Genomic DNA, 20,638 nt, shown 5'->3' with positions numbered 1-20,638 from the left:
ATAAAAAACCTACACACGGGAATTAATTTATGTTTATACACTCTCTGGAGTATAGCTAAAATAATACAGCTAAAAATGTATTAATTACAAAATGTAAATAATTAATTGTAAAAGGAATTATAAAGTTTGCATTTCATAATACTGTCACATAACGGCGGTAACATAACAATAAGTAATTAATCCAAATTTAGTTAAGTATACAAGTATAAATTGTGCGAATTAATTTTGCATATTACAAGAGTATAAATTCAACAGCACTGCTGACTTTATACTACTTAAAATAACAATTTAATTATAACTTTCACGGGAAATGAAAATGAAGACTAAACTTCAAAAAACAGCACTCTCACTTGCTATCGCTGCGTGTGTAAGTGTAAGTGGCGCTGCATTCGCCAACGAAACAACCTCTGCGATTAAGGGTCAAATTACCGGTCCAAACGGTAACCCAGCGCCAGGTACCAAAATAACAATTTTACACGTACCGTCTGGCTCAGTTAAAACAACAGAAGCAAACGATGCAGGTTACTTTACTGCTAAAGGCCTTCGTGTTGGTGGTCCTTACAAGGTAATCGTTGATTCTGATGTTTATGCTGATCAAGAATTTAATAACATTATCCTAAACATTGGTAACGATTACCCAGTAAATGCTGCACTTGAGCCACAATCAAGCATGGAGCAAATTGTAGTAACAGGTGCACCTATCAGCTCTATGTCTGGTGGTACTGGCCCAGCGTCTACATTTACTTTAACTGATCTTGAAAACACGCCTGCTATTAACCGTGATTTAAAAGATATCATTCGTATTGACCCGCGTATCACAATTGATGATAGCCGCGGTTCAATCAACTGTGGCGGTGGTAACCCTCGTTACAACAGCTTAACGCTAGATGGCGTTCGTATGAACGATAACTTTGGTTTAAGCTCGAACGGTTACCCTACTATTCGTGCCCCTTTCTCGTTTGATTCAATTGAGCAAGTTTCAGCTGAGCTAGCACCATTTGACGTACAGTACGGTGGTTTTACCTCATGTAACATTAATGCGGTAACAAAATCTGGTGGTAATGAAGTTCACGGTGGCATCTTCTACGATTTCACAAGTGATTCATTCAAAGGCGACGAAATTGAAGGCGAAGACGTTGATAACGGTAACTACACCGAAAAACGTTACGGCTTTAACGTTGGCTTACCGTTAATCGAAGATAAACTATTTTTATTCACTTCATATGAAAAACTTGAAGGTGTTCAACAGTTTAACTACGACGGTTTAAGCAGCGGCAGTGTAACTGCAGATGATATTGCTCGTATTACAAGTGTAGCTCAATCTGTATATGGTTATGACGTAGGCGGTATGCCTTCAAGTATGCCTGTTGAAGATGAAAAAATCTTAGTTAAATTAGATTGGAACATCAACGAAGATCACCGTGCAAACTTAATCTATAACTACAACGATGGTAATACGGTTTCACAGTCTGATACTGGTTCTAGCCGTGTTTCACTATCAAACCACTTTTACGACCAAAGTGCAGAATTCACATCAATTATTGGTTCTGTTTACTCAGATTGGTCAGATGACTTTTCAACTGAAGTTCGTATTGGTAAATCAGAACTAGATGCAACTGTACAGTCACTTGATGCTGCTAGCAGCTTTGGCGAAATGCAAATTCGTACAGAAGATGGTGGTACGGTTTACATTGGTCCAGATGACTCTCGTCAATCAAATGATTTAGATTACGATACCACTACATTTAAAGTAGCGGGTACTTACTACCTTGACCAACACACAATTACTGCTGGTTATGAGTTTGAAGAGTTAGATGTATTTAACTTATTCGTACAGCATACTGAAGGTGAATATCGTTTCAATTCAATCGATGATTTTGAAGATGGCTTAGCTGACCGTGTTTACTACAATAATGCTGCAGCGACTAACAATCCAAACGATGCAGCTGCAAGCTTTTCATACGCTCAGCATACGTTTTATGTACAAGATGAATACGCGTTTACAGACTTAGATGCAAACATCACGTTTGGTCTACGTTACGATAAATACACAAGTGATGACGTACCTAACTTCAACCAAAACTTTACTGACCGCTACGGCTTTAGTAACCAAAGCACATTCGATGGTATTGATTTACTTCAACCACGTGTTGGCTTCCAGTGGTACGCAACAGACGAATTAGAAGTACGCGCCGGTGTTGGCTTATTCTCTGGTGGTAACCCAAATGTGTGGTTATCTAACTCTTACTCTAACGATGGTATTACTAACATCGGTACATTCCGCAACCCAGTTGATTTATTCAACACGCCAAACGTAAATGGCGGCGCGCCTGGTTTTGAAGTACCGCAAGAGATGTTTGATGAAGTTGCTAACACTGTTATCGGCTCGGGTGATTCAGCAACAAACGCTGTTGACCCAGATTTTGAAATTCCTTCAGAGTGGAAATACTCAATTGGTGCAACATACACAACTGAAAACGAGTATGTAATTTCACTTGATTACTTATACTCTAAGAAGAAAGATGCTGCCTTAATGCGTGACATCGCACTTCAGGATTCGGGCGAAACTACATTTGATGGTCGCCCTCTTTACGAGTCTATTGAAGGCCGCTCTGGTGAGTACCTTCTTACAAATGTAAGTGGTGATAGCGGTGATTCATCTGTTATTTCATTAGCAGTAAGCAAAATGTTTGATAATGGCGTAAGCGTTAACTTTGGTTACGCATACACAGATTCAGACGATGTTAACCCAATGACAAGCTCTGTTGCCGGCTCAAACTACGGTAATATTGCACTAACGGATCCGGGTAACCCTGGTGTTGCATCATCAGATTACGAAATCCCGCACCGTTTTACTATGACGCTTGGCTACACACATGAATTTGTAGATGGTTTTGCTACTCGCTTTAACCTATACGGTGAAGCATACAAAGGCTTACCATACAGCTACACGTTTGATGGTAGCGATCGTAACTTCGGGGATAGCAACTGGAACGGTAGCCGTCAGTTACTTTACGTACCACTTGAAAACGATCCTAACGTTGTTTACGACATGAGCGCTGATGAAATTAACGCGTTTAACGACTTTATCGCGTCTAACGGTTTAGAGCGTGGTGAAATCACTGGCCGTAATGCTGAAAACTCAGATTGGTTTGTTAAATTTAACTTTAAAGTTACTCAAGAATTACCAGGCTTTATGGATGGCCATAAAGGTGAAGCGTTCTTCGTAATTGATAACTTAACTAACCTATTAAACGATGATTGGGGCGTACTTAAAAAAGGTCCTTTCGTTGGCGCTAGCATGATTTCTACAACGATTGATGAGCAAGGCCGTTACGTTTACTCAGGCTTTAATGAAAACAACGCAAATACATCAGTACAATCTGATGCGTCATTATGGCAAATGCGTGTAGGTGTTCGTTACACTTTCTAATCGCATTAGCGTAAAAAAATACTAATTAAAGCCCATCTTTTGATGGGCTTTTTTTTACCAACCAGCTTAATTAAATGATCTATTTATCCCCTCAAAATGATTAAGTATTATTGCGGTTTGGTTTTATAAGGCCTCTTTAAGCTCTTTTAGTAAATTTAGCAATTGGACTTGTTGCTGCTTACTAAATTTTTCAGCTAATTGCCTTTCCCAGTTTTGTGCATCACGTGCTATGAGCTTGTAAAGTGCATTGCCCTGCTCATTTAACATAACCTGCGTTACTCGCTTATCTTGCTGATTTAGTTGTGCTTCTACATACCCTCTTTGCAGCAATGATTTTATAACTCGCGAAACCGTTGACTTGTCCATATTGGCCTGAGTACATAAATCTTTTGCATTGCTTTTGCCATATTGTGCTAAGTTTGCCAACACCCGCCATTGAGGGATGGTTAAGTTGTATTTTTGCTGATAAACACGCGCAAAATCATCGCTTATGAGATTTGCCATTTGGTTCAACTGATAGGGCAAAAACTGCTCTAGATCTATTTCCATTATTACTTTCTCATCGCATTTACACACTGTGAAAACTGTGCATTTTTATTTACAGGCTAAAACATGCGCCCATTTGAAATTACTCTCACTTGAGAGTACTTTAAACTAATTAGGGCCTGTTGACCTTTCAGGATTGAAATTTGTTCAATCTAGGGGCCATTTAATCGCGGCGCGAGGTTTGTAACCTAGTGGGCTAAGTAAAAACCGAGCAACAAAGAGTAAATGGCCCCTAGGCAGAACCCTTCGGGCAGCGCCTGTTTGGCATTTATGCTACGTTATCGCCTATTTATGGGGAACAACCACACTGCATAGGCTCTGCCTTGTCTAATTCCCAAACAGACTGCTGCAAATTCAACCTCGAAAGATAAACAGGCCCTAGAAAGATAAAACAATGTCTCTCTCACAGGATCTAAATATGGCCAGCGAAATAAACTACATGAACGGTTTTGGCAATGAGTTTGAAACCGAAGCGCTACCCGGTGCATTGCCTGTTGGGCAATTTACCCCACAAAAGGTGAAGTACAATTTATACACCGAGCAATTTAGCAGCACGGCCTTTACGGCACCGCGAGCCGCTAATCGTCGCACGTGGCTGTACCGCCTTCGTCCATCGGTGGTACAAGGTGAATACACCGCTATAGATAACGCACTAATAAGAACAGCCCCTATAACTGAAGCAATTACGCCCCCTACAATGATGCGCTGGAGCCCTATTGATATTCCTTCAAAGCCCACTGATTTTATTGATGGCTTAATTACAATGGCTGCAAATGGCAGTGCCAATGGGCAAACCGGTATTGGTATTCATGTTTATGTTGCTAACAGTTCTATGCAAGAGCGTTATTTTTGTAATGCCGATGGTGAGCTGTTGGTTGTGCCTCAGCATGGCGAACTGTTATTACACACTGAATGCGGAAAGCTCACAGTAAAGCCGGGGGAAATTGCCGTCATTCCTCGCGGGATTAAATTCTCGGTTGATTTAATTGATGAAACCGCACGTGGCTACATTTGTGAAAACTATGGTCATGCATTTGAACTTGCCGAGCGCGGCCCCGTCGGGGCAAATGGCTATGCCAACGACAGAGACTTTAAATACCCTGTTGCTGCATTTGAAGATAAAGAAGGTAGCTTTGAATTAGTCACTAAATTTAACGGTCATTTATTTAGTTGCCCTATTACACACTCGCCTTTTGATGTAGTTGCTTGGACCGGTAACAGCGCACCGTACAAATACGACTTAGCACGTTTTAATGTTATTAATACCGTGAGTTTTGACCACCCAGATCCTTCTATATTTACTGTACTTACCTCCCCTTCAGCCACTGAAGGCATGGCAAATGTAGATTTTGTAATTTTTCCACCGCGCTGGATGGTGGCAGAGAATACATTTAGACCTCCTTACTATCATCGCAATATTATGAGTGAGTTTATGGGCTTAATAGAAGGGGTTTACGATGCAAAAGAGCACGGGTTTGTACCAGGAGGCGCTAGTTTGCATAATTGTATGTCGCCACATGGGCCTGAAGCCGAGGTATTCGAAAAAGCATCTAACGCTGAGCTTGCACCGCAAAAATACGAGAACACGTTGGCCTTTATGTTAGAGTCTCGTTACATAATATCGCCCACTAAATATGCCCTTGAAGGAAAAGAGCGCCAAACTAATTACACTCAGTGCTGGCGTAGTATCACAAAACATTTTACAGGCGAGGAATAATAACAATGAAACTATACAGCTACTTTCGCTCATCTGCCGCATACCGTGTACGCATAGCACTTAATTTAAAAGGCATTGAGCATGATATGCAATTCGTTAATTTACTTAAATCTGAACAGCTAGCGCAGCCTTACTTAGATAAAAATGTGCAAGGTTTACTTCCTGCTCTTGAAACGGACGAAGGCGTATTAGCGCAATCACTCGCTATTTTAGAGTGGTTAGATGAAAGCTATCCGCAAACGCCGTTAATTTATGGCACTGCATGGCAAAAAGCGCAAATTCGTAATATTAGCTATGCAGTGGCATGTGATATTCATCCAGTAAATAATTTACGAGTGCTGAAGTATTTAAGTAACGAATTGGGTGTAGACGAGCAAGCTAAATCCGCCTGGTATAGGCATTGGGTAGAGCTTGGGTTTGAAAAAATTGAAATGATGCTAAGTGAAAACAATGAGTTTTGCGTAGGCAATACACCCACTCTCGCTGATATATGTTTAGTGCCACAGGTATTTAATGCGTTGCGTTTTAATGTAGATATGGCTGCGTATCCAAAAATTGCAGCCATTTATGCACGTTGTAATGCATTACCCGCTTTTAGTGACGCCGCGCCGCAAAATCAGCGCGATGCAGTTTAACTTTTTAATGCGCAGTGAATAACACTCACGTGCTCTATTAAATCAAGGCCCAGTTCGGTTAAATAGCCGCCATCTGGGCTGTCTATCACGCCTTTATCAAACAACCTTTGTGCCGCGCTTAATAAATTTGGTTCAGCATCCGAATGTAACTTAATCCCTTGCATTTTGCTCTCACGTGGAAATTTAGCTAATAACGTAAATTCATCTATCATTGTTTGATTAAATTGCATGTGTTCACCTTTTTATAATTGTGTGTTTAAGTCAGTGTTGTTTAACGCTATTACTTACCCTAGCATGTTTTTTAATCGTGTGTACTATTTTTAAACTATCAAAATTCGAGGTCGCTCATGCGCCATATTATGGTTTTATTTATTTTTTTAATTGCGTTCACTTTAGCCCCTAGCAGTTATGCAAAAACAGTCAAAACGCATTCTATTATTGACGCTAATGAGATTATTAATAATGGTTATATTTGTTGGTACGACAACAAACGTTATAGTGAAGGCGCGCTGGTGCAAGTACATTCTTTTACCTTAGTGTGCGCTGCTAAAAACCCGCAGCATAATAACAGTGAGCTAATTTGGCTAAAATTAGATAAAAAAGGTAATATTGTTTATCCCACAAAGCCTAAAACCATTACGGTCAATTAGCGCTAAATGAGGATTTACGCTACAATGCGCACAGTTTAAATAAGTAGTATGGCTATGGATAATCAACCAAAAAATCCTCTTCATGGGGTAACGTTAGAACAAATTTTAGTAGAGCTTGAGCAGCGCTTAGGGTTTAAAGCCATGGGCGAGCAAGTAAACATTAAATGTTTTACCGACTCACCGAGTATTAAATCAAGCTTAAAATTTTTACGTAAAACCCCTTGGGCTCGCGATAAAGTTGAAGCTCTCTACTTACATACGTTAAGTAACAAACCGCTGCGTAAACCCAAAAGCGCTCAGCGCCCTAAGCCTGCCAGCCAAAGCGATAGCAGTGGTTTTGTTTGGCCAAGCATTAAAAAGTAACACACAAAAATGCACGTTAAATACGTGCATTTTGTATTTTATAACTCCTTACTAATTACATTTAACGAGGCGGGGTCAACTGTAATAGTAAGCGTATCCGCTGTTTTAATTTCACCATCCAGTACATACTTAATTTCTTCGTCTGCGGTTATCGTTACTTTTTTAGCGTTGGTATGATGCGAGCTAATTGCTAAATGCGTTTGTGTAATACTACTAAACATAAGTTCAGCAATGCTTAACACGCGAGTGGTGTTTTCATCACTAGGTAGCAGCCAATTAATGTCTAATAGGCCATCTTCGTGATCGGGCTGACCACCTCCTTGGGCTAATAACGTAGTAAATGGCGCAGCATTAGCCACAATAAAGCTATTTGTATTTACCTCCTGCGTTTGATTATCATCAAGGGTGACATAAAGGGTTTGCGCTTTTTGCTCACTAAATGCCTGAAAAAAACCACTTAAATAGGCAAGCTGACCCGATTCGTTTTTTGAGTCTCTATCTGCTTTTTCTACCATTGATTGCTCATAACCAATCCCAGCTAACAACAGCATAAGCTCGTCATTACAATAGGCCGTATCAATTGTTTGGGTTTGCCCATCAATAATAAGATCGCAGGCCTGCTCAACAGGAATGATTTTAGAGCTAATCCCCATAAGCACATGCGCTAATGCATTGGCTGTGCCCATTGGGATAATACCCAGCTTGCACTGAGTGTTTACCAACACACTTGCTACTTCTGTCACGGTTCCATCGCCGCCACAGGCAATTATTATATCTGGCTTATCTTTAATGGCTTGTTTAGCAAGCTCAATACCGTCTATTTCTTTGGTGGTGGTTAATACTTCTAAATCATAATACGCCGACAACCTAGCCACTATTAAATGCTCTTTGTCTTGCCACATTTTGGTACCCGACACAGGGTTTGCAATAATAACGGCTTTGTTTTTAATAACTAGCTCGCCCTTTTTATGTCGCTTTGCTAAATGACGAAGCTGATGCTTATTAAGATTTGCGGTTTCGCGGGTTTCTTTTATTTGCGCGAGCACTTGGTGAACATCGGCGTTTTTATCTTGGCTCAGTAAATACGCTGCCATAACAAATACCGAACGCCCTCTGCCCAGTGCACAGTGAACTACCACGCGGCGGTCTTCTTTAATATGATGATGTATCCAGTTAATGGCTTGGTTTAATTGCGAATGGGTAGGCACACTATGATCAAGCACCGGAATATTTAAATAGCTAATATTTTCTTGTGTAGAGCTCCATTCTAAGCCATCAAACTCACACGTTACATCTAATATTGCCGTAATGCCGTATTCTTTTAACGTATCTATATCAGAGGGGAACAATCGGCATGCTAAAAATAAATGGTCGTTAATTTTTTGAATGGGAGGGACTTTATCGTGCTTGCGAGAATACGCATTGTAAATTTGAGCACCCAGTAAAAAAGGCACAAATGCCCAGCGAATATAAAATGGAATAACACCATTTTCACGCTTTCTAAAAATTTTCGCCAAATTAAAAATGTAAGCACCACTGACAAGAATTAACGACAATGCACTCCAGTAAAATACCACTGCAAAATATACCGAGTTAACCTCCCACCCTATAAATATAAAAATTAACGCTAAAATTAAATAACTCGTTGCAGCCCACATATTTTCTCCTTTATTTTTACTGTTTTGGCACATTTTTTTACAGCTGTGTATAAGTGTAGTAGCAATTTACACGCCAACAAAAGTTGTTTTTTAGGAACAAAAACAACACTAAGCAACTGATATAAAATAAATAAAAGTAGCTAGCTTTAGCTGTATTCGCATATTAGGCTCTTTTTACACAGTAATCGGTCATTTTTTCTCACTACTCAAAGGTAACTGTTTATATTTAAAACTTGTTTCAATGTGTACAGCAGCTAATATAAATGTCAGCTTAAAAGTTTTTGCATCCAATCACTCTTTTCACACGTTTATTGAGAGTGTGTTTATCTTTATTGGTTAAATTTATAACAGCCTGTTTAATCTCTATTTCAAAGCGATTAAGTTGCGCTTAAATAAAACAATTTTTAATTCACGAAGCCCAACACACCTCGGTAATAATAAAAACAACAGGAACCTTATGGAAAACGACAATTTACTTCCTCTTTTGTGTAAAACAGCACAGGGTAACAAAGCCGCGTTTGCTGATTTGTATCAGCAAACAAGCACAAAGCTTTTTGCGATTAGTTTAAATATGCTGTCAAACCGCGCGCACGCAGAAGAAGTACTGCAAGAGGCATTTATAAAAATTTGGCATAACGCGTCAGAGTACAATTCATCTAAAGGCACAGTTATTAGCTGGATGATAAGCATTGTGAGATACCGCAGCTTAGATGCATTGCGTTATCACAAGGTCAGAAAAGAGCAGGCAATGGGTGATGATGAATACGATGAACAAGCTGTCGATGTTAGTTACGACGAACAAACCAAACTTGTTAATTGTATTGAGCAACTTGACCCCCAACAAAAACAAGCCATTCATTTAGCCTATTACAAAGGGCTAAGCCATGGTGAGTTAGTCAATCACATAGAAACGCCCTTAGGCACAGTTAAAAGCTGGATCAGGCGTGGTTTGCAGCAGTTGCAGAGGTGTTTAACATTATGAATTATAATAAACCAGAATTACTTGATGCTTTAGCAGGGCAGTATGTATTAGGTACTTTAAAAGGCCTGGCACGAAAACGTTTTCAACGCTTAATGCTCAGCTTACCGCAAGCCCGAGAAGCCACTATAATGTGGGAGCAAAATTTAAATGATTTAGCCAGTGCAATTACGCCTCAAACACCCAGCGCGCAAGTGTGGCAGAATATTTTAAATACATTAGAACACACCAACCAACCCGTTAAAACGGTGATCAAACCAGCCACATCGCTATGGCGCAATTGGTCATTTATAGCTACAGCTGCCTGTATTATCTTAGCATTTTTGGTTATTCAGCCCACAACTCAGCCCCAATACAGCCAACAAATTGCTTTAGTACAAAACCAAGATAAGCAATCACTGTGGTTTATTAACGTAGATGAGCAAACATTATCGGTTAAAGCCAGTGATAAACTTGTTGCGCAAACCGATAAAGACTACGAGCTGTGGATGATTTTAAAAGGGCAAGACACGCCAATTTCGTTGGGTCTACTGCCTAAAAACGGTGAAAAACAGTTACTCAAAGGCACGCGCTTTAAGGCACAAGACATTGCCCTACTCGCTGTTAGCTTAGAGCCTTTAGGTGGCTCGCCAAACGGCCTACCAACACAAGTACTGTACACGACAGATTTAGTTATTTTATAACTAAATAAACGCGACTGGTTGGTCAAACTTTGTTTGGCCAACCTTTTTATTTACCTTGGGTAACCATTAATATTTGATTAAACTAAAGTAGACTTAATCGCAGTGCGATGCTTATCATATTGTGTGCTCAATACCTGCTGCGTTATTTTAATTGCATACACCCCCTGTAATAAGTATAAAACCAAACCGCTTCAGCCTCTTTATCACTCTCTTATCACTTCCTTATCTAAATGCAAAACAGCCTGCTGAAAATTTAATCTTGAACGTTAAACACCCCTTTATTAACAATAATAAAAAAATATTTAACTTTTTTGCATCCATTGTGCTTTTTGCTTCGTTATTAGTTATGACTCCAATCAAAACTAAAGGAAAAAGTCATGAAAGCTTTAACTCCATCTATACTCGCAGTAGTAGTATGCAGTACCTTAGTAAGCACCTCTAGCGAGGCATCAAGTCATCGTGAAGCGCCGAACATTAGCCGCTTTCCAACCTTAGACTCTACCGACTTTTACGTATTTAATAGTTATGAAGCAGGCAGAGACGACTACGTTACATTTATTGCCAACTATATTCCTTTACAAGATGCCTACGGCGGCCCTAACTACTTTGCTATGGACCCAGATGCAACCTACAGTATTCATATTGATAACGACGGTGATGCAGTTGAGGATATTACCTTTGCCTTTAATTTTACCAGTATGCTGCCAAACGATAATCAAGGCGTGCAATTAACCGTTGGCCCAGAAGATAATCAACGTACTGTATCTGTACCTCTTAAAAACGTTGGTGGTGTAGCAGCAGGTGATGATAGCGCCGCTAATTTTAGCGAGTCATACACACTCAGCATGATAAGCGGTCCACAACGCACAGGTACCAGTACAACATTAAGTAATACCACCACCAGTTCAACCACGTTTAATAAACCGCTTGATTATATTGGTGACAAAACATTTGGTTCAATGGCTGATTACCAAACCTATGCAGATCAGTTTGTTTATCAAGTTTCGGTACCAGGCTGTGACAGTATGGCCAAAGTATTTGTTGGTCAGCGCAAAGACCCATTTGTCGTTAACTTAGGTAAAACATTCGATTTAGTAAATTACGTTCCCGTTGAAGGTGATAGTGCGCCAGGTGCTGGGGATGGCGGTGGTTTCCCTGGAGGGATTACACAAAGCAGTGAGAATGACGACCTCGTAGATAAAAACGTTACCTCAATTGCAGTTGAAATGCCTAAAAGCTGTATTGTAGGTGAAGGCAACGGCGTAATTGGTTCATGGACAACAGCAAGCCTACCTCAAGCACGCATTTTAAACCCTAACGCTAAATTTGCAGATAACGCGGTAAATGGCGGTGCATTAACGCAGGTTTCACGCTTAGGTAATCCATTAGTTAATGAGCTTGTTATTGGTATTAAAGACAAAGATACCTTCTCAACGGCTCACCCTAAAGATGATGCACAGTTTTTAGATTACGTTTCGCACCCGTCTTTACCAGAGCTGTTAAATATTTTATTTAAAGATGCAGTAAATACCACGCTTGGCGCTAATTTAGAAACTCTTGCTCCAACTAACTTTCCACGTACTGATTTAATCACCGCATTTTTAACTGGTTTTGCAGGGGTAAACCAACAAGCCACCGTAACGCCATCAGAAATGCTACGTTTAAATACTGCAATTGCAGCGACAGCACAAACTGATCAGTCTGCATTTGGTGTAGCCGGTGATGATTTAGCAGGTTTTCCAAACGGGCGCCGTCCAGGTGACGATGTCGTTGATATTGCACTTCGCGTGGTAATGGGGCGTTTATGTCACCCTATTCCTGTAAATGGTGAAGACACCGACTTAGGTCTATGTACACCAGAGGATGCTGATGTAGGTACAGTGCCATTCACTGATGGTGCTCCAGTTGATGCAAGCATGATGGATGCCACTTTCCCATACTTAGCCACCCCACTTGCAGGCTCTAAATAAGGAGTAACGTATGCGTAATTTAAACCTTACCCATAGCAGTATATTGTTATGCGCTTTGGCACTAGGCGCGTGTAGCAGTGATGATGATAACAAACAACCCACACCGGTTGTAAATTCTGCGCCCAGTGCTAGTGATGCAATGCTAACCACACAAACAGAAGTTGAAATTAACGACATGTTAGTGGCAACCGATGCTGATGGCGATACATTAACATACACATTAACTTCGCAGCCGACATTAGGTAACGCTGTAGTAAATAGCGATGGCAGCTTTACCTATACCCCAAACAAAGAAGCAACCGGTAGCGACAGCTTTATGTTTGGTGTATCAGACGGTGTTAACCAGCAAGTGACTGCAGCGGTAAATATAACCATTGAAGCACTGCAAGTGGACTTTGCACAATTTGCAAGCGATGCATTTAACCAAAGCCCCACTGCGCAACCGCTATCTACCAACGGACGTGTCTTTATCAATACAGACACAGACGTAAGCGGTATTTCATCGGGCGCTTCTGGTAACTAACTCAGTAAGTAAATTAAGCTGATGGCCATGGATGGCTTTTTTAAGAGGATAAAACAATGCGCAGTCATTATAAAAAAATGCTCTTTGTTTTTTGCGCTGCACTGTGTGTAAATAACGTGCTTGCAAAACCAATTACCCCAAAAGATAACGCAATTATTGCCTCAAGCAATGCAACATTAAGTGCTAATTTAACCCTTGAGCAACTCACTGCGCTGGTGCTAAATAGCCAATACATAGGCCAAACAGAGCGTTATCAAGGTGTATTAAAAAAACGCTTAAAAAATCTATATACCGCTTCTGCAACTGCACAAACCGGTTATTTATATGCACGGGTACTTCAAAAGGAGCATGCGTTTTCACGTGCCATAGACGTTGCTAATAACGTATTAAAAATCCAGCCAGATCATGTAAACACCCATTTATTACTCGCTAATATGTTGATGACACAAGGCAAATTTGAACAAGCTAAGCGCCATTGTGTGGCATTAATTGGTAACACCAGCCTATTAACGGCCAGCACGTGTGTGCTAGATGTACAAAGCCAACAGGGCAAACTGAGTGAAAGTTATCACGCGTTAGTTAAGCTTACGCAAAACAAAAACAGCAGCTTAGCGACAAAACATGTGCTCAGCGAAATGGCGTTTAGACTCAATAAATTCACCCGTGCGCAGCAGCATATAAATAATATTGATTTAAACACAGCCCCGGTGAGCCTTATTGTGCTGTGGGCCGATATTCAACTGCAGCAAAACAACCCTGAAAAAGTGCTTAATACACTCGGTAAACTTGCCAATAGCCACTCATCGCTTGAAGACGCTATTTTGCTCAAGTTAGCCATAGCTGAAAAACGCAGTAATAAGCACACTAATACGGTGTGGCAACCGCTCATGCAACAGCGCGTAAAATTACGTGAACAACGCCAAGATACCTTCCATGCCAACGACTTAGCTAACTACTATATTCATGTACAAGCAAACCAAGCCAAGGCACAATACTGGGCAAATATAAATTGGCAGCAAGCAAAAATGAGTACAGATAAACACTTACTAAGCCAAGCAGATACGATGGTTAGGGATTCTTTATGAGTAAAATAAACGCGTTATTTGTTTTATTTATAGTTGCGCTATTTGCCAACTTTAGCGTGCAAGCACATCAGTTGAGCACAAGCTACATTTCGCTGGATAATACCAACAACGAAAAGCAATACACAGGCACATGGCAAATAAATATTAGCGATTTAGAACAACAAGTTGCGCTTGATGTTAACCAAGACACCCAAATAAGCTGGGGCGAATTAAAATCACAAAAGACGGCTATTAATCGCTATGCCAAAAATACTCTATCGGTTTTACAAAATGAGCAAACTTGCCCATTAACAATTACCGATAACTACCAATTAGATAATCATTTTAATGAAGCATATTTAGTCTTGCCGCTAGTTTTTAGCTGTAACACTGATGCAGATGTAACGTTAACGTACCGCGCTTTTTTTAACCAAGACGCAAACCACAAAGTTATTGTAAATGTAAATCAGGTTTCTCGGGTTTTCACTATAGATGAGCAACAACACACTTTTACCACTGAGCAATCGAGTTATTTAACGACCTTTAACCAATATGTTTATCAAGGCGTGTTACATATTTGGATTGGCATTGACCATATTTTATTTTTAGTCGCACTACTTTTAACCTGTGTTTTAACACGCACTGAAAGTCACTGGCAGGCAATAGTAAGTAAAAAGCACATTATTAAGCACACTGCGTGGATCGTGACTGCGTTTACCCTTGCGCATTCACTTACCCTTACTGCTACGGCTCTTAATCTTGTTTCGCCAAGTAGCCGCTGGGTAGAGCTAGGTATTGCAATCTCGGTATTATTTGCGGCTTTAAACAATGTATGGCCGGTTATATTACGCCTTGGCTGGCTTACTTTTGCGTTTGGTTTGTTACATGGAATGGGCTTTGCCAGTGTACTGGGTGAGCTTGGGCTCTCGAGCGATTATCAATTGCTCAGCATTTTAGCGTTTAACTTAGGTGTAGAGCTTGGGCAGCTGAGTATACTGTGTATTGCACTGCCGGTGTTACTAACCATGCGCAATAAACCTATTTACATAAAATGGGTGATGCCAATTGGCTCCCTTGCTATCGCTGCAATGGCACTATTGTGGTGCGCAGAGCGCATTTAGCATTAAAAAAGCGAGCCTTTTGACTCGCTTTTTAGTTTTCTATTACTTGGTTTTATCAAACGGCATTAGCAAGGTTTTCATCGCAGGCCTTAGCGCGATTAACACCGTTTCTTCGGTGAGTTCAGGGTAGAGCATCTTACGAAGCAGTAACCCCGCCATCATCGAAAAAATAACGTTAATGCGGCTTTCAAGTTCGTGTTCATCAGTGTCTTTAAGTGCACTACGTTCACTGGTGAGTAGTTGGCGCATGCGCCCCCGTGCTTGAATATCCATATCTCGTAAAAGCGAGGCCACTTTACTATTGCGACCCGCTTCCGCCATCATGTCTAAATCAACCACACAGGCACCGGTATCCATATGCCTTTGTACACCAATGTTTAAGCCATCTATAAGCGCTTGCAGAACATCACCTGGGTGATCTTCAAACTCCTGAAAGATAGAAAACATTTCTTCCATGTCTTTAGCAATAATACTTTCAATTATTGCCTCTTTGCTTTCAAAGTAGTTATATATATGCCCAGCGCTCATGCCTGCCGTACGGGATATTTCGGCCATGCCTGCGCCATGATATCCCTTGCGTTTAAAACACTCTGAGGCAGCACTAAGCACCTGCTCTCGCCTAGCTTGTGCTAATGCTGGGTCTATATGCCTTTTAGCTTTCGTGCTCATAACCCTACTCCGGTATTAAGCGCATACTTAATACAGCGTAAGCTCATTGCATAGCTTAACTTAACAACACCTTTCATTTTACTGCTCTTGCACAGGTGTTTTAGCTATATTCCAGCCGCCACCTAAAGCTTTATACAAATTAATTTGGCTGGCAAGGTAAGCCTGCTGACCTGTTATTAACTGCTGTTGAGCCGAGTACCACGTACGCTGTGCATCAAGTACCTGTAGGTAGCTATCAGCGCCTTTTTCGTAACGCATTTTTGATAAATCGTACGTTAGCTGACGCGAACTAATTAGCATATCGAGGGCATCAAGTTGCTCTTTGTAGCCTTCTCTATCTGCTAATGCATCGGCAGTTTCACGAAACGCATTTTGAATTTTTTGCTGGTACGTCGCCACCGCAATTTCTTGATCGGCCTTAGCCACATCAAGGTTTGCCTGGTTACGTCCCATAGTAAAAATTGGTAAGTTGATTGACGGTACAAAGCTCCATGTTCCTGAGCCTGAATCAAACAAGCCACTTAAATCGCTAGACGTACTGCCCGCAGTTGCGGTTAAGCTAATGCTTGGGTAAAACGCCGCACGCGCTATACCTATATTCGCGTTAGCGGCTAATAAAGCGTGCTCAGCGGCTTTAATATCAGGGCGCTGCGTTAATAAATCAGAGGGTAAACCAACAGGTACTTCTGGTAAGTCCAGTAAATTAGTTAACGAGTTAGTCGGTAATAAATCACTCGATACAGGGCGCCCTACCAGTAAATCTAACGCGCTTTTATCACGTTTTAACAAGCGTTTATATGTTGCTATATCTACTTTTGCAGTGGCAACCGTACTTTTAAGCTGCTCAAGCGTAATTGCCGATGTAGCGCCTAAATCAAAGCTTTTTTGCGTAAGCGAGAGCGACTCCTGCTGCGAGCTTAATGTTTCTTTAGCAAGCTCTAATAGCTGTAAGTCAGTTGCGTAGTTTAACCAAGCATTGGCAAGCTCAGCAATGAGTGAAATTTGCGTGCTGTATTGCGTAAGCTCAGTGTTATAGAGGTTTTGCAGGGCTTGCTCAGACTGGTTACGTACCTTACCCCAAATATCTAATTCATAAGAGGTAATACCGACCGTTGCGCTGTACTGTGAGCTAATACCTGCTTCACCCGTACTGGTTAAATCAGCCGGTAAACGTTGGCGCGTAGCCCCACCATTAAAATCTAATGAAGGGTATAAACCCGAATCTTCAATTTGGTATAAACCGCGTACACGCTGCACATTTAATACTGCTATTTGCATATCTTTATTATGCTCAAGGCTTAAGCTAATCAAGGTTTGCAATTTTTCATCATTAAAAAATTGCTGCCAATGTAACTGTTGCGCTGCTGCTTGCTCAGTGTCAGATACATAAGTATCTGGCACTGGTAAAGCAAGCTCTTTTTGCTCAGGGGCTAGTTGGCAGCCACTTAAAACAACTAATGTAATTGCGCTTAAAGTGAAGCGTTTAATGCTCATTGTGCGCTCTCCTTTTTATCGTCGGTGTTTTTCATTGGAAATACACGACGAACTAAAACAAAGAATAACGGCACAAATACCACCACTAAAATAGAAGAGGCAAGCGTACCACCTATAATCGAAATACCCAGTGCATTTTGCGCACCTGAACCGGCACTTGAGGCAATAGCAAGCGGTATAACACCACAAATAAAGGCCATTGAGGTCATTAATATTGGACGTAAGCGTAAGCGTACTGCTGCAATAGCCGCATCGACTAACCCTAGACCTTCTTGCATTTTATGAATCGCAAATTCTACGATTAATATTGCATTTTTAGAGGCTAATCCTATGGTGGTTAATAAACCTACCTGAAGGTAAATATCATTAGATAAACCTGCCATTACCGCGGCAACCGTAGCTCCAAATATACCTAATGGCACAATAAGCATAACCGCAAACGGTACAGACCAGCTTTCATAAAGCGCTGCTAAACATAAAAATACAAACAATAGCGATAAACCGTAAAGTAACGGGGCTTGGCCACTGCTAGAGCGCTCTTGAAACGAAATACCCGTCCACTCAGAGGCAATTCCATTAGGAAGTTGTTTAACTAAGCGCTCCATTTCATCCATTGCTTGGCCAGTACTGTAACCTGGTGCAGCAGTACCTTGAATTTCCATTGCTGAAAAGCCGTTATAACGCTCAAGACGTGGTGAACCATAGGTCCAATACGAACTTGCAAAGGCTGTAAATGGCACCATATCGCCGCTGTCATTACGTACATACCACTTGTTTAAATCCTCTGGCACCATACGCCCTTGCGCTTCACCTTGAAGGTAGACCTTTTTAACGCGGCCACGGTCAATAAAGTCATTAACGTAACTACTACCCCACGCAGTTGATAGCGTGCTGTTAATATCTGCCTGAGACACACCCAGTGCTTGTGCTTTAGCAAGGTCAACATCAAGTTGCAGCTCGGGCATATCTTCTTGTCCGTTAGGGCGTACACCCGCCAAAATTGGGCTTTGACTCGCTAAACCAAGTAATTGATTACGCGCTGCTAATAAAGCATCGTGGCCAAGTCCAACCCTGTCTTGTAAGAAAATATTAAAACCATTTGCAGTACCTAGCTCAACAATGGCTGGCGGCGGGAAAGCAAACACAAACGCTTCTTTAATCGTTGAGAAATAGCCCATTGCTTTACCTGCCACACCTTGCACAGATAAATCATCACGTTCGCGCTCATCCCAATGCTTAAAGTTTACAAACCCTATTGCTGAGTTTTGACCAGAACCTGCAAAGCTAAATCCGGTTACCGTAAAAATACCGTTAACAGCTTCAGATTGATCGTTTAAATAGTGGTTTTCTACTTTTTTAACCACTTCTAATGTTTCTTCGGTAGTTGAGCCTGCAGGCAGTGAAACCTGGTTAAACAAAATACCTTGGTCTTCATCAGGTAAAAACGCTGTAGGTAGGCTTGAAAAGATATACACCATGCCCGCAACAATAAGGCCATAACATAAAAGGTAGCGCTTAGATAAGCGGATCATACGGCTTACAAAACTTTGCGCGCCGGCATTTGTTTTATCAAACCCGCGGTTAAAACCACTGAAAAAACGGCCAAACATCGAGCTATTATCATGCACGTGGCTAGGCTTTAAAAGCGTGGCACACAATGCAGGTGTTAAAATAAGTGCTACTAATACCGAGAGCCCCATTGCTGATACCAGCGTAATAGAAAACTGACGATAAATAACACCGGTAGAGCCACTAAAGAACGCCATCGGAATAAATACAGCCGACAGCACCATGGCAATACCTACTAGCGCGCCTTTAATTTCATCCATCGATTTACGTGTTGCTTCAAGCGCAGAGAGTTTTTCTTCACTCATTACACGCTCAACGTTTTCTACTACAACAATCGCATCATCAACCAGTAGACCTATGGCAAGTACCATCGCAAACATGGTTAATGTATTTATTGAATAGCCAAACGCGTACAAAATACCAAAAGTACCTAACAACACCACAGGTACAGCTATAGTTGGTATAAGCGTAGCGCGGAAGTTTTGTAAAAACAGATACATAACAACAAATACCAGCACAACCGCTTCTATTAATGTATGCACTACTTTTTCAATCGATAACGAAACAAACGGAGTAGTATCATAAGGAACAACAACATCTAAGCCTTCAGGAAAAAACGCTTTTAACTCTTCAATAGCAGCTTTTACACCTTCTGCGGTATCGAGTGCATTTGCCCCACTGGCAAGCTTAATACCTAAGCCCGATGCTGGTTGTCCATCGTAACGCGCTACAACACGATAGCTTTCACCACCAAGCTCTACACGGGCTACATCTTCAAGGCGTACAAACGAGCCATCGGCGTTTGCCTTAACTATAATGTCTTCAAACTCTTTTGCTGTTTGTAAACGGCTTTGTGCAGTAACGGTAGCATTAAGTTGCTGACCTTCAACCGCAGGCATGCCGCCTAATTGCCCAGCAGACACTTGGGCGTTTTGAGCACTGATTGATGCACTAATATCAGCAGGGGTTAACTTGTAGTTTTGCAGCTTAGCTGGGTCTAACCAAATACGCATAGCATACTGAGAACCAAACAGCTGAACCTCACCTACCCCTTCAACACGCGAAACAATATCTTGAACATTAGATGACACATAATCACCAATATCGATATTCGTCATGCTGCCATCTTTTGATACAAAACCTAGTACCATTAAAAAGTTACGTGCAGACTTAGCCACCGATACACCTTGCCTTTGCACTTCTTCAGGTAGCAAAGGGGTGGCTGTGGCTAACTTGTTTTGCACTTGTACCTGTGCAATATCCGGGTCAGTTTCGGCGCTAAATGAAAGCGTAAGGGTTGCTGAACCACTCGACTCAGAAGTCGATGACATATATAGCAAACCATCAAGGCCTTTCATTTTTTGCTCAATAACTTGGGTAACCGTATCCTCTAGGGTACGTGCTGATGCGCCCGGGTATGTTGCAGTAATACTAATTGCCGGCGGGGCAATTGACGGGTACTGAGCTATTGGTAAACTTTGAATAGCTAAAACACCTGCAAGCATAACCACGATAGCAAGTACCCATGCAAAGATGGGTCTGTCGATAAAAAATCGTGACATTA

Annotated in this window: 17 protein-coding genes; 11 read left to right on the top strand and 6 right to left on the bottom strand. The window is 41.2% G+C overall.

The features are described 5' to 3' along the window. Nucleotides 1-316 precede the first annotated feature (316 nt). The gene (locus tag MTN96_RS26185; RefSeq protein WP_248533190.1) at nt 317-3,433 is read left to right on the top strand and encodes a TonB-dependent receptor; all 3,117 of its coding nucleotides are present in this window, start codon (nt 317-319) and stop codon (nt 3,431-3,433) included. A gap of 123 nt (nt 3,434-3,556) precedes the next feature. Here the strand turns inward: MTN96_RS26185 and MTN96_RS26180 are convergent, their stop codons facing one another. Then, nucleotides 3,557-3,982: a MarR family winged helix-turn-helix transcriptional regulator gene (locus tag MTN96_RS26180; RefSeq protein ID WP_248533188.1), complete on the bottom strand. Its 426-nt coding sequence runs from the start codon at nt 3,980-3,982 to the stop codon at nt 3,557-3,559. A 415-nt stretch (nt 3,983-4,397) separates the two neighbouring features. On the opposite strand from MTN96_RS26180, the gene hmgA reads away from it, so the two are divergent. After that, nucleotides 4,398-5,696: a homogentisate 1,2-dioxygenase gene (gene hmgA, locus MTN96_RS26175; protein ID WP_248533186.1), complete on the top strand. Its 1,299-nt coding sequence runs from the start codon at nt 4,398-4,400 to the stop codon at nt 5,694-5,696. A 5-nt stretch (nt 5,697-5,701) separates the two neighbouring features. Then, nucleotides 5,702-6,331, top strand: a complete 630-nt coding sequence (gene maiA, locus MTN96_RS26170; RefSeq protein WP_248533184.1) for a maleylacetoacetate isomerase — start codon at nt 5,702-5,704, stop codon at nt 6,329-6,331. Here maiA and MTN96_RS26165 read toward each other — a convergent pair. Then, nucleotides 6,328-6,561 (bottom strand): TIGR02647 family protein, encoded by a 234-nt coding sequence (locus tag MTN96_RS26165; protein WP_004588741.1) that lies wholly within the window; start codon nt 6,559-6,561, stop codon nt 6,328-6,330. The genes maiA and MTN96_RS26165 overlap by 4 nt on opposite strands. A 117-nt stretch (nt 6,562-6,678) precedes the next feature. Here MTN96_RS26165 and MTN96_RS26160 point away from each other — a divergent pair, with 117 nt between their 5' ends. Together MTN96_RS26160 and MTN96_RS26155 are read left to right on the top strand one after the other, a co-directional pair. After that, nucleotides 6,679-6,981, top strand: a complete 303-nt coding sequence (locus tag MTN96_RS26160) for a DUF1496 domain-containing protein (RefSeq protein WP_121638438.1) — start codon at nt 6,679-6,681, stop codon at nt 6,979-6,981. Between the two features lie 54 nt (nt 6,982-7,035). Further along, a complete protein-coding gene (locus MTN96_RS26155; RefSeq protein ID WP_004588743.1) occupies nt 7,036-7,344 on the top strand; it encodes a VF530 family DNA-binding protein in 309 nt (102 codons plus the stop codon). A 38-nt stretch (nt 7,345-7,382) separates the two neighbouring features. Here MTN96_RS26155 and MTN96_RS26150 read toward each other — a convergent pair whose 3' ends face one another. Continuing rightward, entirely contained in the window at nt 7,383-9,002 is a 1,620-nt protein-coding gene (locus MTN96_RS26150; protein WP_248533182.1) for a diacylglycerol kinase family protein, read from the bottom strand. Between the two features lie 457 nt (nt 9,003-9,459). Here MTN96_RS26150 and MTN96_RS26145 point away from each other — a divergent pair, with 457 nt between their 5' ends. From MTN96_RS26145 to MTN96_RS26120, 6 genes are all read left to right on the top strand, one after another. Further along, on the top strand, nt 9,460-9,984 hold the full coding sequence (locus MTN96_RS26145; RefSeq protein ID WP_248533180.1) for a sigma-70 family RNA polymerase sigma factor: 525 nt from the start codon (nt 9,460-9,462) through the stop codon (nt 9,982-9,984). Then, on the top strand, nt 9,981-10,664 hold the full coding sequence (locus tag MTN96_RS26140) for an anti-sigma factor domain-containing protein (protein ID WP_024031923.1): 684 nt from the start codon (nt 9,981-9,983) through the stop codon (nt 10,662-10,664). The genes MTN96_RS26145 and MTN96_RS26140 overlap by 4 nt, the downstream gene beginning before the upstream one ends. 377 nt (nt 10,665-11,041) lie before the next feature. Beyond that, entirely contained in the window at nt 11,042-12,634 is a 1,593-nt protein-coding gene (locus MTN96_RS26135) for a DUF4331 domain-containing protein (RefSeq protein ID WP_248533179.1), read from the top strand. A gap of 10 nt (nt 12,635-12,644) precedes the next feature. Next, entirely contained in the window at nt 12,645-13,157 is a 513-nt protein-coding gene (locus MTN96_RS26130) for an Ig-like domain-containing protein (RefSeq protein ID WP_126009051.1), read from the top strand. Between the two features lie 56 nt (nt 13,158-13,213). Then, entirely contained in the window at nt 13,214-14,242 is a 1,029-nt protein-coding gene (locus tag MTN96_RS26125) for a tetratricopeptide repeat protein (protein WP_248533177.1), read from the top strand. Then, nucleotides 14,239-15,342 (top strand): HupE/UreJ family protein, encoded by a 1,104-nt coding sequence (locus MTN96_RS26120; protein ID WP_248533175.1) that lies wholly within the window; start codon nt 14,239-14,241, stop codon nt 15,340-15,342. Before MTN96_RS26125 ends, MTN96_RS26120 begins: the two co-directional genes overlap by 4 nt. 42 nt (nt 15,343-15,384) lie before the next feature. Here the strand turns inward: MTN96_RS26120 and MTN96_RS26115 are convergent, their stop codons facing one another. From MTN96_RS26115 to MTN96_RS26105, 3 genes are all read right to left on the bottom strand, one after another. Continuing rightward, entirely contained in the window at nt 15,385-16,011 is a 627-nt protein-coding gene (locus tag MTN96_RS26115) for a TetR/AcrR family transcriptional regulator (protein WP_024031928.1), read from the bottom strand. Nucleotides 16,012-16,089: 78 nt separating this feature from the next. Further along, on the bottom strand, nt 16,090-17,505 hold the full coding sequence (locus MTN96_RS26110; RefSeq protein ID WP_121638433.1) for an efflux transporter outer membrane subunit: 1,416 nt from the start codon (nt 17,503-17,505) through the stop codon (nt 16,090-16,092). Beyond that, nucleotides 17,502-20,636: an efflux RND transporter permease subunit gene (locus tag MTN96_RS26105; protein ID WP_248533173.1), complete on the bottom strand. Its 3,135-nt coding sequence runs from the start codon at nt 20,634-20,636 to the stop codon at nt 17,502-17,504. The genes MTN96_RS26110 and MTN96_RS26105 overlap by 4 nt, the downstream gene beginning before the upstream one ends. Nucleotides 20,637-20,638: the final 2 nt, after the last annotated feature.

The organism is Pseudoalteromonas sp. 2CM28B (assembly GCF_023161935.1).
Note: the sequence above shows the minus strand (reverse complement) of the source record. Positions and strands in the feature narration are given on the sequence as shown.

Excerpts from the sequence above, each read along its gene's own strand:
- MTN96_RS26130 (WP_126009051.1), top strand. The coding sequence starts at position 12,645 with ATGCGTAATTTAAACCTTACCCATAGCAGTATATTGTTATGCGCTTTG.
- MTN96_RS26120 (WP_248533175.1), top strand. The coding sequence starts at position 14,239 with ATGAGTAAAATAAACGCGTTATTTGTTTTATTTATAGTTGCGCTATTT.
- MTN96_RS26125 (WP_248533177.1), top strand. The coding sequence starts at position 13,214 with ATGCGCAGTCATTATAAAAAAATGCTCTTTGTTTTTTGCGCTGCACTG.
- hmgA (WP_248533186.1), top strand. The coding sequence starts at position 4,398 with ATGGCCAGCGAAATAAACTACATGAACGGTTTTGGCAATGAGTTTGAA.
- MTN96_RS26115 (WP_024031928.1), bottom strand. The coding sequence starts at position 16,011 with ATGAGCACGAAAGCTAAAAGGCATATAGACCCAGCATTAGCACAAGCT.
- MTN96_RS26180 (WP_248533188.1), bottom strand. The coding sequence starts at position 3,982 with ATGGAAATAGATCTAGAGCAGTTTTTGCCCTATCAGTTGAACCAAATG.
- MTN96_RS26135 (WP_248533179.1), top strand. The coding sequence starts at position 11,042 with ATGAAAGCTTTAACTCCATCTATACTCGCAGTAGTAGTATGCAGTACC.
- MTN96_RS26155 (WP_004588743.1), top strand. The coding sequence starts at position 7,036 with ATGGATAATCAACCAAAAAATCCTCTTCATGGGGTAACGTTAGAACAA.
- MTN96_RS26140 (WP_024031923.1), top strand. The coding sequence starts at position 9,981 with ATGAATTATAATAAACCAGAATTACTTGATGCTTTAGCAGGGCAGTAT.
- MTN96_RS26165 (WP_004588741.1), bottom strand. The coding sequence starts at position 6,561 with ATGCAATTTAATCAAACAATGATAGATGAATTTACGTTATTAGCTAAA.
- MTN96_RS26150 (WP_248533182.1), bottom strand. The coding sequence starts at position 9,002 with ATGTGGGCTGCAACGAGTTATTTAATTTTAGCGTTAATTTTTATATTT.
- maiA (WP_248533184.1), top strand. The coding sequence starts at position 5,702 with ATGAAACTATACAGCTACTTTCGCTCATCTGCCGCATACCGTGTACGC.
- MTN96_RS26105 (WP_248533173.1), bottom strand. The coding sequence starts at position 20,636 with ATGTCACGATTTTTTATCGACAGACCCATCTTTGCATGGGTACTTGCT.
- MTN96_RS26185 (WP_248533190.1), top strand. The coding sequence starts at position 317 with ATGAAGACTAAACTTCAAAAAACAGCACTCTCACTTGCTATCGCTGCG.
- MTN96_RS26160 (WP_121638438.1), top strand. The coding sequence starts at position 6,679 with ATGCGCCATATTATGGTTTTATTTATTTTTTTAATTGCGTTCACTTTA.
- MTN96_RS26145 (WP_248533180.1), top strand. The coding sequence starts at position 9,460 with ATGGAAAACGACAATTTACTTCCTCTTTTGTGTAAAACAGCACAGGGT.
- MTN96_RS26110 (WP_121638433.1), bottom strand. The coding sequence starts at position 17,505 with ATGAGCATTAAACGCTTCACTTTAAGCGCAATTACATTAGTTGTTTTA.